This window comes from Streptomyces griseoruber, assembly GCF_001514205.1.
GTDB lineage: Bacteria > Actinomycetota > Actinomycetes > Streptomycetales > Streptomycetaceae > Streptomyces > Streptomyces griseoruber.
In genome coordinates, this window is the sequence record NZ_KQ948764.1 from 155,092 (window position 1) to 171,400 (window position 16,309).

A 16,309-nucleotide genomic window follows, 5' to 3' on the forward strand; every position below is an offset into this window, starting at 1 on the left:
GAAGGACCCGATGATGGCCGCCAAGCTCGACTACCACTGGCACCTGCGCAAGGTCATGGCGGACTGCGGGATGTTCTCCACCACCGACCTCATCCCACCGCTGAAGGAACGCGGCATCACACTGTCGTCGAGCCAGGTCTACCGGCTCGTCGTCGAGCGGCCCGAACGCCTCAGCCTGAAGATCCTCATGGCCCTGCTCGACATCCTCGACTGCACCATGGACGACCTCATCGAGCCCATCGCCGTGGCCGGCTCCGCAACGAAGCCGAAGAAGGCCGCAGCAGGCGGGACTTCGATCTCCGAAGGAGTCGGCGACCTGCGTCCCCGGAGGGCCCGGATCACAGGTGTCGACCGGTGACCGGTCTCGCCGACGAGGTCCTCGCGGATCCAGTCGGCCTGGTCGTGCGCCTGGTCGGCAACGCCGAAAAGCATCTGCCCGCCGAGCACATCCGAGACATCGTTCTCACGGTCGTACACACACGAGCAGGCCGCCGCAGTCTCGCCCAGGCCCTGCACGACGACCCGTCGTTACTGAGGACCGGACAACCACCGGCACCCTACTGCGTCGCCAAACTCCTCATGGCCCTGAACGACGCCGGAGCCCAGAACGTCGCGCTGCCCCGCTGCGGCGAATGCGGACGCGCATGCCGCTACGTCGGCAGCAGCACCGGCGGACGGTGGGGATGCTCGCCCTGCTTCGACAAGCCGGCCGTCTGCGCGGGCTGCCACCAAGAACGACGCGTCACCAGCCGGGACCGCCACGGCGAGCCCCGCTGTCAGAACTGCCCTGACACCGACGGCGATCCGCTGCGGGAACTCACCGAGCTGATCACGAACCTCGATCCCGGCCTCAACACCGACGCGATCCTGGCCGCGCTCGGCCGCGCCACCGTCCGGCCCGCCGGGCAGCGGCGCCTGGCCTGGGCCGTCGTCGCCCGCCCCGAGCTGCTGACCGGGGCCGGTTACGAAGCCCCCACCCCTGCTGCCCTGCGGTTCATCAATGAACTCGTCGAGGCCGGGGCGACCAAGGTGGTCCGGCCGGCCTGCCCGCGCTGCCACGGAGTGAAGGCGCTGTCCAAACTGCTGGAGGGCAAGAGGATCTGCCGGGCCTGCTTTGCCCGCCACGCGGCCGTTGCCTGCTCCGGCTGCGGAGCCGTGCGCGAGCCTGCCACCCGCGACTCCGAGGGGCGGCCGTTGTGTCCGAACTGCATGATCAGACAGCCCGCGAACCTGGAGGAGTGCGTCGGCTGCCGCCGACGCATGCCCGTCGCAACGAGGCTGCCCGACGGCCCGCGTTGCAACAACTGCCGCCCAAGGATCACCGCTGAGTGCGGCATCTGCCGACGAATGGCGCCCTGCGAGATGTCCCGGGCCACCGGCCAGCCGTGGTGCGAACGCTGCCAGCACCGATGGGTGACCTGCAGCGGCTGCGACTCCGTCGCCCAGGCCCGCGGCGGCACCTGGGAGGCACCGTTGTGCGCGAAGTGCACCAACCCCGACCCCGACTTCTGGGGCCGCTGCCCGGTCTGCACCACCACCTGGCAGCTCAGCCCCCGCCCCTGCCAGCGGTGCGTCCTCGACCAGCAAGTACGCGACCTCCTGGGTGACGCCACCGGGGCCCTTCGTCCTGAACTCGCCCCGTTCCACGAAGCATTGACCAGTGCCGAGCGCCCCGACGTCGCCATCGCCTGGATCTCCCGCTCAAAGGCCCGCGATCTCCTGGAGCACATAGGACGCGACGAGCGGCCCGTCACCCACGAGGTACTCGACGAACTGCCCCCGGGCAAAGTGCTGGCCCACCTGCGCAGTGTCCTGGTCGCGACCGGCACCCTCCCGCCCCGCGACGAACGGCTCATCGCCCTGGAGAAATGGATCACCGAGACCGTCCAGACCCGCACCGATCTCGCCGAGCGCCGGATCCTGCACGGCTACGCGGTCTGGCACCACATGCGCCGACTCCGACGACGCCTCGGCGAAGACCACACGACTCGACTCCAGGATCTGAACGTTCGCTGCCACGTCACCGCAGCCGACAGCTTCCTGACCTGGCTCAACCGAGAAGGGCTCACGCTGGGGACGTGCACCCAGCCGGACCTGGAACGTTGGATGGCCGATGCCACGGTCAGCTACCGCGACGAGACCGGCCACTTCGTGCGCTGGTCGGTACAGCACGGGCACGCCCGCGGACTCACCTATGGCACCGTCCGCTGGGCCGGCCCCCAGGGCACCATCGACAGCGAGAAACGGTGGGCCGACGCCCGGCGCCTCCTCAACGACGACACGCTGCCGACCCCGGATCGCGTCGCTGGCCTGCTGCTGATCCTCTACGCGCAGAAGATCGCGACCATCAGCCAACTCACCGTCGACGACGTCCACATCGACGGCGACACCGTCACGATCACATTCGGCAGCTCGCCAGTCGTCCTCCCCACACCGCTGGCCAGCCTGGTCCGTGAGCTCGTCGCGAACCGCCGAGGCAAGGCCAAGATCGGCAGTCCGGACGATTGCCCCTGGCTGTTCCCGGGCGGCCATCCAGGGCTCCCTCTCACCGACAGCCAGATCGGCAAGCGCCTCCACGGCATCGGAATTCGACCCAAACAGGATCGGTCCACTGCGCTGTTCACCCTCGCGACCGAGCTTCCCGCCGCGATCCTCGCCCGGATGCTCGGCATCCACATCAAGGTCGCCGTCCAGTGGCAAAAAGCATCGGCCGGCGACTGGGCCGCCTACGCCGCCGACGTCAGCGGCCGCAATGCACCGCACCAACCGATCCACGAACCAGGAGCGACACCATGAGATGGGACAACCACCGCGTCGTCATCACGGCCGCTGGCCGCGACTTCGGGCGAACCCTGGCCATCCGCCTCGCAGACCTTGGCGCCGAGATCTTCCTCTCTGCGCGCGAACTCACCGCCGCTCAACGAGTCCGCGACGAGATTCGCAACCGCGGCCATCAGCGGGTGCACGCCTTCGCCTGCGACCTGACAAACCCCGCCTCGATCCGTGACTTCGCCTCCAGCGTCGCGGAACACACGGACCGCGTCGACGTACTCATCAACAACGGCTCTCGCTACCTCGCAGGGCCGGACCTGCTGTCCGCAACCGACGCCGACGTTGTCGACACCATCGCCTCTGGCGCCACCGGCACGGTCCTGACCACGAAGAGCTTCCTCCCTCTCCTGCTCAACTCGGAGATACCAGATGTTGTGACGATGGTCTCTGCCTGCGGAACACCGGGCCACCACCGGTCGGACGCGCACGACGCCTTCTACGCGGCCAAGAGCGCCCAGGCAGGGTTCGCCGAGATCCTCTCCAAGCGCCTGCGTCCGCAAGGGGTCCGGGTGATCTCGCTCTACCCGCCCGACTTCGACAACGCCGACCCGCTCTCCGAGGAGTGGGAGACCACCCCGCGCGAGGCCAAGGACGCCCTCACCGCGCACTCGCTCGTGGAATGCATCCTCTTCGCTGTCGCCCAGCCCCGCGACTGCTTCATCAAAGCGTTCCACTTCGAACAGGTCTGATCAATGCCCTCGCACGTCGACACACGACGGCTGATGCCAGGTCCGGCAAGCCACCGCCGCTCAGAACCACAGGCATTCAGGCAGTTCCAATACCCGACTCCACCATTAGCTCGGCCGGGCGGACACCAAGCAGTGTTCCTCGCCGAGGTACAAGCCGAAGAGGAAGCCGAGCACACCCGACTGACCACCGCGGCTTACGAAAGTTACCGGCAGGGGGAGCTGCCGTCCGGCCGGGGAGCACGCGATCTCATCGCGGCCTTTCGTACGGTGGATGAGGAACTGGCCGCGCATGAAACTCAACCCCCCGTCCTCGCAGATGACCGGCGGCTGGAACGGCTGCTCAAGACCAGGGCGAAGACCCTGCACGTGGGGGCTGCAAACTACTGCTGGTTCACCGACCCGAAAAAGGCTCTGTGTCTGACACTGGCCGGGACTCCGGAAGCGACGGAACCGCTGATCGGCATGTGCGACTCTGCACGCTGCCCGCAGGCTACCCACCATCCGCAGCACCGGCAGACATGGGCGGACCAGGCAAAGAACACTCAGGAAGTGTTCCTCGGCAACCCGAGGCTGGCCCCGCTGGAGCGGCGGCGGGCTCAGGACGCCTACGACCGAGCGATGCGGATCGTAGACGCCATCGATGCCGCATCGACGGGATTGAACACCGAGGAGACTGACAGTGGCCAGTGAACGTCATGCCCAGGCGGAGGCCCGAATCCGGGCCGCGATGGAGCAGCTCCTGGGCGGGGACATCCCCGAAGGGCTGAGGTGCGACATCAAGTCTCTGAGCATCCTGTCACGGGTCCCCAGAGCGACGCTGTATCGCACCTATCCGCACCTCAAGCAGGAATTCGAGCAACGACTGGGCCGGGTGCGGGAAACCGGAGGCGAGCCGGACCCCCGGATTGTCCAAATCGACCGACTCAAGGAGGACGTCGCTCGGCTACGGGGGCGGATCGCACGCATGAGCCAAGAACGCTCCGAGGCAGAGGATTTCCGAACCACGGCCCTGTCCCGGCTGGCCGCCCAGCACGAGGAGATCGTGTCGCTGAGACGCGAGCTCAGCGAGACCACCGCAGGGGGCCTGCGCGTGGTGCCTCCACGATGAACCTCGGCGCCCCTGTCTGACGACGGAACGCCAAAGCAAGGGGCCCTGGTGGTGATGGAGTACAACCTCTCGATGGTTGCGCGGCCGACCACTCTCCCTGCGTCAACGGGCCTTACTCTCCTAGGGATTCAGCCAGCGAGGCGACGTGGCATGACCCCGAGGACCAGGTTCTCCATGGCCTCCGGCATCCGGCCGAAACTGCCCACCCACATGTCAACGAGGTAGATCTCGCTGAACTCGTCGATGCCGAGGAAATGCCGCCCCTCATCCAGCTCACCCAGCGGAAGGATGCGGCGCCCAATCTCGTCGCCCCACTCACTGAACCGGTCCTCCTCACCGACCAGCAGCTCAGGATCGAACTCGAAGGGTGTTCGAGCGACGCTGATCCCGGGGCCGTGGACGCTCACATACTGCGAACCGAATCCGCCAGGGCCCTGTGTCAACCTTCCGGCCGGGTGCCCAGCCAGCGGTGTTCAGCACTTCGCACACCTCCGGCGTCCAACTCCCCACCACGAACCTCCCTCTTGATCGAGAGACGATCATTTGAACCTCGTGACACACCGACGAGTCCCCCGGGTCCACACACTGCGTAGTCGCTTGACAGAACGAGAGCCAGGGCCCGAGCTCACTTACAAATGCTGCTACTGGCAGCGAACGCAACCACACTCGCCATTTAGTCGTGGAGACGCATCAGCGGCGGCGTGATCGCGAGCGCCATGAAGGCGCCGGATCCGGCTCGCTGTCCAGCTGACACCCAGCGCCGCGAACCCACGTCTCCCCGTTCGCCCCAGTGCACGTGAGAGTGAGAGACACGGCGACCGGTGTCACCATGTTGTACTCCGCGTCGCACTGCACTGGAATCCGCGAGCCTGGGGAGGACGCGCCGAGATCCCGCCCGTCGAGACCAGAGAGATTGTCGTAGTCGTCGGGGTAGGAGATGACGACGGACGCCAGGACCGGACCTGTTACCTGACACAGGGTCATCTTGGCGTACCGCTGCTCGTCGTAGAAGACGGAACCAGGTTCGAGCTCGAATGTGGGGCCGCCGGCCTCGTGTTGCACAGCGATCTCAGCGGCAAACTGCTCCCTGGCGAGGCGCAGCTGTTCCTCGGCGGCCACAGTCTGTCGCTGGGCGTAGAGGGCAGATTCCTTGGCGGTCTCCGCCTGAACCTTCGCGCTGCGAGCCTGAGACCAGGAGAACACACCAGCAACAACACTGATGCTCGTTGCAGCGGCCGCGATCCAATCTCCTGCGTCCACCCTGCCACCTCTGCTCGCTCTGTGGTGTACACCGTACCCGGCTTGATGTACGGCGAAGCTACGGTCGCCCACTCGCCTGTGTGGCCTATAGCCCGAAAGTCGCGGACGTGTCTCATGCCCGCATAAGGCCGCTGAACCCGTACGCCGCCAAGCCCGAGCGGCGCCCCGACGGCCATACGACGATCAGGGCGTCCGTGCGGCCGGGGCGCCCGCTGCGGGTCTGGCTGAACCCGGGGCACGGGGCTGCGCTGCTGCGGCTTCCCTACGAGCTGATCTGGGCCACGACCTGGATGGCCCTGGCCAATCGCTGGATCGGGCCGGTGCTGGGGCTCCCCGACCTTCCGTACGTCGATTTCGGCCCGGCCCTGTCAGCCGAGCGCGCCGACGGCGTCCACTGGAAGACGGAGACACTCGTCGCCCATGCCGGGGGCCGCCCCTTCGCCTGGGTCGACGACGAACTCACCGCCGCCGACTCCGACTTCGTCACCACCCATCACCCGGCCCCGGCTCTGCTGCATCACGTCAGTCCGCGCGTGGGTCTGAGGGACGGGGACTTCGAGACGTTGCGGGGGTTCGCCTCGGGTCTCGGTGTGTAGGGGTCCCCGGCTCACCGGTCGCCAGCGGGTGCGGGACGCGGTGCGGACGAGGCAGAGCGCGGCCTGGGGCACCTGCACGAGCGCCCCTCCGGGGTGGGGAGGGGCGCTGTGAGGGGTGAGCCCGTGGGGGTCAGTTGTGGCTGTGGAGGATGTCGTTCAGGCCGCCCCAGACCGCGTTGTTCGGGCGGGCCTCCACCGTGCCGGTGACCGAGTTGCGGCGGAAGAGGATGTGGGAGGCGCCGGAGAGTTCGCGGGCCTTGACGATCTGGCCGTCGGGCATCGTGACGCGGGTGCCCGCGGTGACGTAGAGGCCGGCCTCGACCACGCACTCGTCGCCGAGCGCGATGCCCACGCCCGCCTCGGCGCCGATGAGGCAGCGCTCGCCGATGGAGATGATGACGTTGCCGCCGCCGGAGAGCGTGCCCATCGTGGAGGCGCCGCCGCCGATGTCCGAGCCGTCGCCGATGATCACGCCGGCCGAGATGCGGCCCTCGACCATCGAGGTGCCGAGGGTGCCGGCGTTGAAGTTGACGAAGCCCTCGTGCATGACCGTGGTGCCCTCGGCGAGGTGCGCGCCGAGGCGGACGCGGTCGGCGTCGGCGATACGCACGCCCTTGGGGGCGACGTAGTCGGTCATGCGCGGGAACTTGTCGATCGAGGTCACCTGAAGGTGGAGACCCGCGGCGCGGGCGTTCAGGCGGACCTTCTCCACGTCGTCGACGGCGACCGGGCCGAGGGAGGTCCAGGCGACGTTGGCGAGGTGGGCGAAGATGCCGTCCAGGTTCTGGCCGTGCGGGCGGACCAGGCGGTGGGAGAGGAGGTGGAGACGGAGGTAGACGTCGTGCGCGTCGAGCGGCTTGGCGTCGAGGGAGGCGATGACCGTGCGGACCGCTACGACTTCCACACCTCGGCGGGGGTCCGGGCCGACGGCCGCGCGCGCACCGTCGCCGAGAAGCTCCGCGGCCCGGTCGGCCGAGAGGCGCTCGGTGCCGGAGGGGCCGGGGTCGGTCACGAGCGCGGGGGCCGGGAACCAGGTGTCGAGGATCGTGCCGTCGGCGGCGAGGGTGGCGAGGCCGGTGGCCACCGCGCCGGTGGTGCTTGGAGCAGTCGTATCGGTCATGGGAAAAACCTAACCGGACGAAGAGTGCGGAGGCTAACCAGCGGGGCGTTGTCTCAGGTAGCGGGCCAAGGGGGGCGGGGGAAGTCCGGGGCGGTTGTCAGCCGACTGCCTGCTGTGTGCTTTCGGTCCGGGGTGCTTCCGTCGGGTTCCCTCTCTCGCTGCCGCGCGGCCTGTGGTGGGTGGTGGCCAGTACCGCCGCTCCCGCCAGCGCCGCGAGTGTCGCGCACAGGGGCCAGAGGGCGGTCGGGTGTGCCGCGTAGAGGGTGCCTCCCAGAGGGGCCGCGAGGACCACGCCGGTGATCGACGCGCCGGCGTAGAGGGACTGGAAGCGGCCCTGGACATGGGGTGGTGCCTCGTCCGCCATGTAGGCCGTGGCCGTTGTCTTGTAGAGGAGTTCGCCGAGGGTGAGGAGGATCATCATGGCGGCCGCCGTGGTGATGCTCGCGCCCAGGAGGAGGGTCGCGTAGCCGGCGCCCACCAGGAGGAGGCCCGTTCCGACGATGCGCAGGGGGGCGTGGCGGCGCAGGGCCAGTGCCGCGGGGAGTTCCAGGCAGAGGAGGACCGCTCCGTTGACCGCCAGGAGTGCGCCGTACACGCCGGTGTCCATGTGGTGGTCGGCCAGGTAGAGGGGGAACGTGGAGTACTGCTGGCGGTAGACGATGTCGGTGATCACTATCGCCAGGAGGAGGGTGAGGACGGCTGGGCGGGTGCGCAGTTCCGGCCAGAGGCCGCCCGCCTCACGACGGGGTGGGCGGGGGTGGGGGGTGGTTCCGCCGGGGACCACCCGGGCCGTCCAGGCGGCCAGGGCCAGGCTGCCGATGCCTTCGGCCGCGTAGAGGTAGTCGTAGGAGAGGCGGGTGGCCACGAAGGCGCCCAGGACGGGGCCGATGGTGAAGCCGCCGTTCGCCGAGGCCCGGATCAGGGCGAAGGCCTGGCGGCGGGCGCCGTCGGGGACGATCACCGCCACGAGGGCGGAGTTGGCCGCGCGTTGTACGCCGGAGGTGTACTGGGCGAGGGGGAGCGCGAGGTAGAGGGCGGGGGTGGGGAGGGCGGGGACGGCTGCCAGCAGGGCGCCGGAGGCGGTCGCGGCGGCGAGGAGGACTCGGCGGTGGCCCAGGTGGTCGCCGTACCAGCCGCCGGTGAAGTTGCCCGCCAGCAGGCCGGTGCCGCCGAGGCCCACCAGGAGGCCCGCCTCGCCGGGGCTCATGGCGCGGGGGCCGGTCAGGTAGAGGAAGACGAAGACGAAACCGACGCTGACGGTCATGTTGGCGAACGTGCCGGCCGCCAGCAGCCACACCGGTCGCGGTAATTGCCGTAGTCCTCGCACCCGTCCCCCTCTGAGTGAGTTCCTTTTGGGAACTCACTGTGTCAGCATGACAGCCTCGGGTCAATGGAGAAGGGAGGCCTGTCATGGCCCGCAGGACGAGCCTCGAGGACTCCACCTGCGCGATCGCGCAGGCCCTGGACGTCGTGGGTGACTGGTGGACGCTGCTGATCGTGCGGGACGCGGCGCGCGGGGTGCATCGGTTCGACGCGCTGCAACGTGAACTCGGTCTGTCCCGGAAGGTGCTGACCGAGCGGCTGCGGCTGCTGGTGGAGGCCGAGGTGCTGGTGCGGGTGCCGTACCAGGAGCGGCCCGTGCGCTACGAGTACCGGCTCACCCCGAGGGGGCGTGCGCTGCTGCCGGTACTGGTGGCCCTTCAGGACTGGGGGGACGCGTGGGTGCTGGGGGACGGGGCGACCACGGCCACGGGTGAGGAGGCGTCCGCCGAGGGGCGGCGGGTGCATGCCCTCCTGGGGACCCGGTTGCCCGGGCTTCGGCTGGTCGACGACCGGGGGGAGCCGCGGGATCCGGTGGACGGGGGGATGCCGTACACCGTTCTGTACTGCTTTCCGGGGGCCTACGCCCGGGGGGCGTCCTATCCGCCCGGGTGGGCCGACATTCCGGGAACCGCGGGATGCACGTTGGAGTCGTGCACGTACCGGGACCGGAGGGGGGAGTTCCGGGAGGCGGGAGGTGCCGTGCGGGGGGTGTCGACCCAACGGGCCGACGAGCAGCGGGAGTTCTCCGAGAAGGAGGGGCTCGGGTTTCCGCTGCTGTCCGATGCGGAGTTGTCGTTCATCGGGGCCCTGCGGCTGCCCACGTTCCGGGCGGCCGGCGCCACTCGGCTGAAGCGGCTGACCTTGGTCGTGGACCGGGAGCGGGTGGTGCGGGACGTGCAGTATCCGGTGACCGACGTGGCGGGGAGCGTGGAGGCCGCGCTCAGTGTGGTGCGGCGGCTGGGGGCGGGGACGGCGACGGGGGAATGAGGCGCGCGAGGGCCTCTCGGGCGTACTCCTCGTCGTAGGGGGTGTCGGTGAGGAGGACCTGGAGGCAGATGCCGTCCATGAGGGCCACCAGGGCGCGGGCCGTCAGCGGGTCGGTGCGGGGGGCCAGGAGGGCGGCCATCGCGTCGGCCCACTCGGCCGCCACCGGGCGCAGGGCGGGGCGGCGCAGGGCGGCCAGGTAGAGCTCGTACTCCAGCTCCACGCCGGTGCGGTCGCCGGCCAGCCAGGCGCCGAGCCAGGCCGCGAGTTCGGTGGGCAGGTCGGCCTGCGGGTCCGACAGGGCGCCGCGGGCCGCGACCGCCTTGGCGAAGCCCTCGTTGGCCTGGCGCAGGGCGGCCGTCATCAGGTCGTCGAGGGTGGTGAAGTGGTACGTGGTGGAGCCCAGGGGGACGTCCGCCTCGGCCGCCACCGAGCGGTGGGTGAGGCCGGCCAGGCCCTTGCGGCCGACCACGCGGATCGCCGCGTCGATGATCCGCTGGCGGCGCTCGGGGTCGTAGCGGCGGGCCATCAGTGCGCACCGCCGAGGTTCAGGACCACCACTCCGCCGATGATCAGCACGATTCCGGCGATCTTGGTGAGGGTGAGGGACTCACCGAAGAGGGCGAGACCGAGGACGGCGATGGTCGCGGTGCCCGCGCCGGACCAGATCGCGTACGCCGTGCCGATCCCCACCGACTTCAGGGTCTGGGAGAGGAGGAGGAAGGAGACGGCGTAGCCCACCGTCGTCAGGAGAGTGGGCCAGAGCCTGCTGAAGCCCTCGCTGTACTTCATGGCGGTCGTCGCGGCGACCTCGGCGGCGATGGCTCCGGAGAGCGTCAGGTATCCCATGTGTACGAGCGTACACAACGAATCGGGGTGATATGTACGGACGTACGCATGCAGCGCGCGAACAGCTACGAAAGCGTTATCGAAAGCGCTCACCCAAACGGCTGAACGTGAGCCACGGCGTCCACTACTGTTTCACCGTTCATACACCGGGCCATCGCAGCCGCGGCCGCCGTCAGCAGCGCCGCTGGAGGAACTAGCGCATGCCAGAAAACAAGTCCCGGCCGCCCCAGGAGCAACCGTGGGAGAACGGCTGGGCCCCGGACACCTCCCGGGCTCCCGGAACCCGACGGCTCTGGCTGGCCGGCGGACTCGCCGTGGCCACCGTCGTCGCCTGCGTGACCGCGATCGCGGTCAACGACCGGAATTCCGACGGGAGTTCGGAAGCACGTGAGGGGCGGGCGCTGTCCGGCGACCCGAACTCGGACGGGCTGATCTCGTTCGCCACGCCGTCGGTCTCCGCCAGCGGCGTCATCTCCTCGACGGCAGGCGGCCACCAGGGCGCCGAGGGCTCCGACAGCCCCTCCGCGTCCGTCTCCTCCTCGCCCTCGGCGGCCGGGGAGGCCTCGCCGACCGCCGGGGCGGAAGACAACGCCAGCCCCTCGCCGCACACCTCGGGCAAGGCCTCGGCGTCGCCGACCAAGAAGCCCTCCGAGCCCACGCCGACCAGCTACGAGCGGTCGGTGCGGTCGGTCAACTACCCGGACCGCTACTGGCATCTGAGCAGTGGTCTGGTGAAGCTCGACCCGCTGCGCGGCTCGGAGTCCCGCGAGGACTCCACGTTCACCGTGGTCAAGGGGCTGACGGACAGCTCCTGTTACTCCTTCAAGACGGACGACGGCCGGTATCTGCGGCACCGCAACTTCGTGCTGCGCGCCGACGGCTACGACGGCTCCTCCCTGTTCAAGCAGGACGCCACCTTCTGCGCCCGCCCCTCCTCCTACTCCGGCGCCGTCATGCTGGAGTCGGTGAACTACCCGGGCCGCTACCTGCGCCACAAGGACTTCCAGATCCGCCTCGACACGTACCAGAACAGCGACCTGTACCGCGCCGACTCGGCGTTCCGGTTCGTGGCCGGACTGGGCTGAGGCAGCCGGAGAAACGCGAGTGGCGGCACCCCGGGAGGGATGCCGCCACTTCGCCGTTTCCGGCAGGTGATCTCGGACGTCGGTGATCTCAGACGTTGAAGCCGAGCGCGCGCAGCTGCTCGCGGCCGTCGTCCGTGATCTTGTCGGGGCCCCACGGGGGCATCCAGACCCAGTTGATGCGGAGTTCGTTGACGAGGCCGTCCGTGGCGGACTTGGCCTGGTCCTCGATGACGTCCGTCAGCGGGCAGGCCGCGGAGGTCAGGGTCATGTCGATCGTCGCGATGTTCGCGTCGTCGATGTGGATGCCGTAGATGAGGCCCAGGTTGACGACGTCGATGCCCAGCTCGGGGTCGACGACGTCGTACAGGGCCTCGCGGACCTCCTCCTCGGAGGCCGGCTTCATCTCCACGGTGTCGCTCATGCCGTCTTCCTTTCGGCGTCTCCGCCCAGAGCCTGGGCCGTCGCGTCCTTCCACGCCATCCAGCTCAGGAGGGCGCACTTGACCCGGGCCGGGTACTTGGAGACACCGGCGAACGCGACCGCGTCCTCCAGCACCTCCTCCATCGCGTCGTCGGGCTCGATCCGGCCCTTGGACTGCATCAGCTCCAGGAAGGTCTCCTGGATCTTCTGCGCCTCGGACACGTCCTTGCCGACCAGGAGGTCGTTGAGGACGGACGCGCTGGCCTGGCTGATGGAGCAGCCCTGGCCCTCGTAGGAGACGTCCTCGATCTTCGTGCCGTCGTACTTCACCCGCAGGGTGATCTCGTCACCGCACGTGGGGTTGACGTGGTGCACCTCGGCGTCGCCGTCCCGCAGACCACGCCCGTGCGGGTGCTTGTAGTGGTCCAGGATGACTTCCTGGTACATCGAGTCCAGCTTCACGGTTTCAGCACGCCCCTCAGCCGAAGAAGTTCCGTACGTGCTCCAGGCCGTCGACCAGTGCGTCGATCTCGGCCGGCGTGGAGTACAGATAGAACGACGCTCGCGTGGTCGCGGGAATCCCGTACCGGAGACAGACCGGGCGGGCGCAGTGGTGGCCGACGCGGACCGCTATGCCCTGCTCGTCCAGCACCTGGCCCACGTCGTGCGGGTGGATGTCGCCGAGCGTGAAGGAGATCGCCGCGCCCCGGTCCTCGGCCGTGGTGGGGCCGATGATCCTCAGGTCCGGGACCTCCGCCAGGCGGCGGACGGCGTACTCCGTCAGCGCGTGCTCATGGGCGAGGATCTTGTCCATGCCGATGGCGTTGAGGTAGTCGATCGCCGCGCCGAGACCGACCGCCTGGGCGATCGGCGGGGTGCCCGCCTCGAACTTGTGCGGGGCGGGAGCGTACGTCGACGAGTGCATCGACACCGTCTCGATCATCTCGCCGCCGCCGAGGAACGGGGGCAGGTCCTCCAGGAGTTCCTGGCGGCCCCAGAGCACACCGATGCCGGTCGGGCCGCACATCTTGTGGCCGGTGAAGGCCACGAAGTCGGCCTGGAGGGCCTGGACGTCCAGGGGCATGTGCGGCGCGGCCTGGGAGGCGTCGATGCAGACCAGCGCGCCGACCTCCTGGGCGCGGCGCACTATCGCCTCGACCGGGTTGACCGTACCGAGGATGTTCGAGACCAGGACGAAGGAGACGATCTTCGTCTTCTCCGTGATGATCTCCTCGATGTTGGAGAGGTCGAGGCGGCCGTCGTCCGTGAGGCCGAACCACTTCAGCTTCGCGCCCGTGCGCTGCGCGAGCAGCTGCCACGGCACGATGTTGGAGTGGTGCTCCATCTCGGTGATGACGATCTCGGTCTCGCGGTCCACCCGGTAGGGCTCGTCGGCCCAGCCGAGCATGTTCGCCACGAGGTTCAGCGATTCCGAGGCGTTCTTGGTGAAGATCACCTCGTCGCGGCTGGGCGCGTTGATGAACGCGGCGACCTTGTCGCGCGCGCCCTCGTACAGCGCCGTGGCCTCCTCGGCGAGCACATGCACACCGCGGTGGACGTTGGCGTTGTAGCGCTCGTAGTACTCGCTCAGGGCGTCCAGCACCTGGCGCGGCTTCTGCGAGGTCGCCGCGTTGTCCAGGTACACGAGCTTCTTGTCGTCGTGGACCAGCCGGTCCAGGACGGGGAAGTCCTTACGGATCGCCTCGGTGTCGAGGAGGCCCGGCAGCTGTGTCACTCGGATGCGCCACCCTTCGTGTATGCCTCGTAGCCCTCGGCCTCCAGCTTGTCGGCGAGCTCGGGGCCACCCGACTCGACGATCTTGCCGGCGGCGAACACGTGGACGTGGTCGGGCTTGATGTAGCGCAGGATGCGCGTGTAGTGGGTGATCAGCAGGGTGCCGACCTCGCCCGACTCGCGGACGCGGTTCACACCCTCCGACACGATCCGGAGGGCGTCGACGTCCAGACCGGAGTCCGTCTCGTCGAGGATCGCGACCTTCGGCTTGAGCAGTTCGAGCTGGAGGATCTCGTGGCGCTTCTTCTCACCGCCGGAGAAGCCCTCGTTGACGTTGCGCTCGGCGAAGGAGGGGTCCATGTTGAGGCGCTCCATGGCCTCCTTGACCTCCTTCACCCAGGTGCGCAGCTTGGGGGCCTCGCCGCGGATGGCGGTGGCGGAGGTGCGCAGGAAGTTGGAGACCGAGACGCCGGGAACCTCGACCGGGTACTGCATCGCCAGGAACAGGCCCGCGCGGGCGCGCTCGTCGACGGACATCTCCAGGACGTCCTCGCCGTCGAGCAGCACGGTGCCGCCGGTGATCGTGTACTTCGGGTGGCCCGCGAGGGAGTAGGCCAGGGTCGACTTGCCGGAGCCGTTGGGGCCCATGATGGCGTGCGTCTCGCCCTGCTTCACGGTGAGGTCGACGCCCTTGAGGATCTCCTTCGTGGCGTTGTCGGCCTCGACGGTGACGTGCAGGTCTCGGATTTCAAGCGTTGCCATGGTGGCCTCAGGACTCCTGGGTGAGGGAGACGAGCACGTCGTCCCCTTCGATCTTGACGGGGTATACGGGGACGGGGCGCGTCGCGGGAAGGCCGGACGGCTTGCCGGTGCGGAGGTCGAACGCGGAGCCGTGCAGCCAGCACTCGATCTGGCAGTCCTCCACCTCGCCCTCGGAGAGCGAGACGTTCGCGTGGGAGCAGATGTCGTGAATGGCGAACACCTCTCCCTCGGTACGGACGACCGAGACCGGCGTGCCGTCGAGTTCCACCCGCTTCGGGGTGTCGTCCTCCAGCTCGCCGAGTCCGCAGGCGCGTACGAAGGCCATCAGACCGTGGCCTCCAGCTCGGCCTCGATCTTCGCGAGCAGGCGCTCCTCGATGTCCGGGACGCCGATCTGCTGGACCAGTTCGGCGAAGAAGCCGCGGACCACCAGGCGGCGGGCCTCGTCGGCCGGGATGCCGCGGGCCATCAGGTAGAAGAGCTGCTCGTCGTCGAAGCGGCCGGTGGCGGAGGCGTGGCCGGCGCCGACGATCTCACCGGTCTCGATCTCCAGGTTCGGCACCGAGTCGACGCGCGCGCCGTCCGTGAGGACCAGGTTGCGGTTCATCTCGTAGGTGTCGGTGCCCTCGGCCTTGGCCTCGATCAGCACGTCACCGATCCACACCGCGTGCGCGGCGTCGCCCTGGAGGGCGCCCTTGTAGACGACGTGGGACTTGCAGTGCGGGAGGTTGTGGTCGACCAGCAGGCGGTGCTCCTGGTGCTGGCCGGCGTCGGTGAAGTACAGGCCGAACAGCTCGGCCTCGGCGCCGGTGCCGGCGTAGGCGACGCGCGGGTGCAGGCGTACGACGTCGCCGCCGAAGGTGACGACGACCGACTTGAAGGAGGCGTCGCGGCCGACGAGGGCGTTGTGCTGGGCCACGTGCACGGCCTTGTCGTCCCAGTCCTGGACGGAGACGACGGTGAGCTTGGCGCCGTCGCCCAGGACGTAGTCGACGTTGGCGGCGAGGACCGCGTCACCGGTGTGGTCGATGACGACGACGGCCTCGGCGAAGGCCCCGAGCCGGATCACCTGGTGGCCGAAGGAGACCCCGCCCTCGCCGTGCACCGCGATGCGGATGGGCTCGGTGAGGACCGTCTCCTTGGGGACGGTGATCACGCCGGCCTTCTCGAACGCCGAGTAGGCCTGGGCGGCGATCCGGTCCACCGGGGTGCCCGCCTTGCCGAGGCGCGGGTCGTCGCGGTCGACGGTCTCGACGGTGACGCCCTCGGGGGCCTCGACGGCGACCTTGACGCCCTCGCCGGACGCGACGGCGGTGCCGTCGTGCAGACCGCGCAGGCGCTCCAGCGGGGTGAACCGCCACTCCTCCTCGCGGCCGTGCGGGACCGGGAAGTCCGCGACGTCGAAGGACGGGGGCGCGCTCATGCGCGTGGCGACGGTCGACTCGGCGGCGACCGCGATCGCGCCGGCGGTGGTGGACCCCACCGGGATGTTCTGAGCCTCAGCCATGGCTGTCGTAATGCTCGCTTTCCGTTACGTAAGGGGCTTGA

At 69.1% G+C, this 16,309-nt stretch carries 20 protein-coding genes; 8 read left to right on the top strand and 12 right to left on the bottom strand.

Annotated features, from left to right (window positions below):
- The first annotated feature begins 10 nt into the window (after window positions 1–10).
- From AQJ64_RS05075 to AQJ64_RS05095, 5 genes are all read left to right on the top strand, one after another.
- Window positions 11–358 carry a helix-turn-helix domain-containing protein gene (locus AQJ64_RS05075; RefSeq protein WP_055632854.1) on the top strand — a complete coding sequence of 116 codons (348 nt, stop codon included), beginning with the start codon at window positions 11–13 and terminating at the stop codon, window positions 356–358.
- Window positions 355–2,796, top strand: a complete 2,442-nt coding sequence (locus tag AQJ64_RS05080) for a site-specific integrase (RefSeq protein WP_059202434.1) — start codon at window positions 355–357, stop codon at window positions 2,794–2,796. Before AQJ64_RS05075 ends, AQJ64_RS05080 begins: the two co-directional genes overlap by 4 nt.
- On the top strand, window positions 2,793–3,521 hold the full coding sequence (locus tag AQJ64_RS05085; RefSeq protein ID WP_055632852.1) for an SDR family oxidoreductase: 729 nt from the start codon (window positions 2,793–2,795) through the stop codon (window positions 3,519–3,521). Before AQJ64_RS05080 ends, AQJ64_RS05085 begins: the two co-directional genes overlap by 4 nt.
- Window positions 3,522–3,653: 132 nt before the next feature.
- Window positions 3,654–4,211, top strand: a complete 558-nt coding sequence (locus AQJ64_RS47750) for a hypothetical protein (protein WP_206189652.1) — start codon at window positions 3,654–3,656, stop codon at window positions 4,209–4,211.
- Window positions 4,201–4,629 (top strand): hypothetical protein, encoded by a 429-nt coding sequence (locus AQJ64_RS05095; protein WP_079061477.1) that lies wholly within the window; start codon window positions 4,201–4,203, stop codon window positions 4,627–4,629. Before AQJ64_RS47750 ends, AQJ64_RS05095 begins: the two co-directional genes overlap by 11 nt.
- Window positions 4,630–4,757: 128 nt before the next feature.
- Here AQJ64_RS05095 and AQJ64_RS05100 read toward each other — a convergent pair whose 3' ends face one another.
- Both AQJ64_RS05100 and AQJ64_RS05105 read right to left on the bottom strand, forming a co-directional pair.
- Window positions 4,758–5,072 (bottom strand): SUKH-3 domain-containing protein, encoded by a 315-nt coding sequence (locus tag AQJ64_RS05100; protein WP_420876526.1) that lies wholly within the window; start codon window positions 5,070–5,072, stop codon window positions 4,758–4,760.
- A gap of 247 nt (window positions 5,073–5,319) precedes the next feature.
- Window positions 5,320–5,889, bottom strand: a complete 570-nt coding sequence (locus AQJ64_RS05105; RefSeq protein ID WP_157880878.1) for a hypothetical protein — start codon at window positions 5,887–5,889, stop codon at window positions 5,320–5,322.
- 107 nt (window positions 5,890–5,996) lie between these two features.
- On the opposite strand from AQJ64_RS05105, the gene AQJ64_RS05110 reads away from it, so the two are divergent.
- Window positions 5,997–6,485 (top strand): hypothetical protein, encoded by a 489-nt coding sequence (locus tag AQJ64_RS05110; RefSeq protein ID WP_206189651.1) that lies wholly within the window; start codon window positions 5,997–5,999, stop codon window positions 6,483–6,485.
- A 130-nt stretch (window positions 6,486–6,615) separates the two neighbouring features.
- Here the strand turns inward: AQJ64_RS05110 and dapD are convergent, their stop codons facing one another.
- The gene (dapD, locus tag AQJ64_RS05115; RefSeq protein ID WP_059202435.1) at window positions 6,616–7,605 is read right to left on the bottom strand and encodes a 2,3,4,5-tetrahydropyridine-2,6-dicarboxylate N-succinyltransferase; all 990 of its coding nucleotides are present in this window, start codon (window positions 7,603–7,605) and stop codon (window positions 6,616–6,618) included.
- Window positions 7,606–7,702: 97 nt separating this feature from the next.
- The gene (locus AQJ64_RS05120) at window positions 7,703–8,932 is read right to left on the bottom strand and encodes an MFS transporter (protein ID WP_079061479.1); all 1,230 of its coding nucleotides are present in this window, start codon (window positions 8,930–8,932) and stop codon (window positions 7,703–7,705) included.
- A gap of 83 nt (window positions 8,933–9,015) precedes the next feature.
- Here AQJ64_RS05120 and AQJ64_RS05125 point away from each other — a divergent pair, with 83 nt between their 5' ends.
- Window positions 9,016–9,915: a winged helix-turn-helix transcriptional regulator gene (locus AQJ64_RS05125; protein WP_059202437.1), complete on the top strand. Its 900-nt coding sequence runs from the start codon at window positions 9,016–9,018 to the stop codon at window positions 9,913–9,915.
- Here AQJ64_RS05125 and AQJ64_RS05130 read toward each other — a convergent pair.
- Together AQJ64_RS05130 and AQJ64_RS05135 are read right to left on the bottom strand one after the other, a co-directional pair.
- A complete protein-coding gene (locus tag AQJ64_RS05130) occupies window positions 9,869–10,441 on the bottom strand; it encodes a TetR/AcrR family transcriptional regulator (protein WP_059202438.1) in 573 nt (190 codons plus the stop codon). The genes AQJ64_RS05125 and AQJ64_RS05130 overlap by 47 nt on opposite strands.
- Window positions 10,441–10,761, bottom strand: a complete 321-nt coding sequence (locus tag AQJ64_RS05135) for a DMT family transporter (protein WP_055636911.1) — start codon at window positions 10,759–10,761, stop codon at window positions 10,441–10,443. The genes AQJ64_RS05130 and AQJ64_RS05135 overlap by 1 nt, the downstream gene beginning before the upstream one ends.
- Window positions 10,762–10,961: 200 nt before the next feature.
- On the opposite strand from AQJ64_RS05135, the gene AQJ64_RS05140 reads away from it, so the two are divergent.
- A complete protein-coding gene (locus tag AQJ64_RS05140) occupies window positions 10,962–11,846 on the top strand; it encodes an AbfB domain-containing protein (RefSeq protein WP_055636910.1) in 885 nt (294 codons plus the stop codon).
- Window positions 11,847–11,934: 88 nt separating this feature from the next.
- Here AQJ64_RS05140 and AQJ64_RS05145 read toward each other — a convergent pair whose 3' ends face one another.
- Genes AQJ64_RS05145 through sufD form a run of 6 tightly spaced genes read right to left on the bottom strand, consistent with a single transcriptional unit; the run spans window position 11,935 to window position 16,268 of the window.
- Window positions 11,935–12,267, bottom strand: coding sequence for a metal-sulfur cluster assembly factor (locus tag AQJ64_RS05145; RefSeq protein WP_055636909.1), 333 nt, complete (start codon window positions 12,265–12,267; stop codon window positions 11,935–11,937).
- Window positions 12,264–12,728, bottom strand: a complete 465-nt coding sequence (sufU, locus tag AQJ64_RS05150) for a Fe-S cluster assembly sulfur transfer protein SufU (protein ID WP_055636908.1) — start codon at window positions 12,726–12,728, stop codon at window positions 12,264–12,266. Before sufU ends, AQJ64_RS05145 begins: the two co-directional genes overlap by 4 nt.
- 16 nt (window positions 12,729–12,744) lie before the next feature.
- Entirely contained in the window at window positions 12,745–14,001 is a 1,257-nt protein-coding gene (locus tag AQJ64_RS05155; protein ID WP_055636907.1) for a cysteine desulfurase, read from the bottom strand.
- Window positions 13,998–14,762: a Fe-S cluster assembly ATPase SufC gene (gene sufC / locus AQJ64_RS05160; RefSeq protein ID WP_055636906.1), complete on the bottom strand. Its 765-nt coding sequence runs from the start codon at window positions 14,760–14,762 to the stop codon at window positions 13,998–14,000. The genes AQJ64_RS05155 and sufC overlap by 4 nt, the downstream gene beginning before the upstream one ends.
- Window positions 14,763–14,769: 7 nt before the next feature.
- Window positions 14,770–15,087, bottom strand: coding sequence for a non-heme iron oxygenase ferredoxin subunit (locus AQJ64_RS05165; protein ID WP_055636905.1), 318 nt, complete (start codon window positions 15,085–15,087; stop codon window positions 14,770–14,772).
- Window positions 15,087–16,268, bottom strand: coding sequence for a Fe-S cluster assembly protein SufD (gene sufD / locus AQJ64_RS05170; RefSeq protein WP_055636904.1), 1,182 nt, complete (start codon window positions 16,266–16,268; stop codon window positions 15,087–15,089). The genes AQJ64_RS05165 and sufD overlap by 1 nt, the downstream gene beginning before the upstream one ends.
- Between the last annotated feature and the right edge of the window lie 41 nt (window positions 16,269–16,309).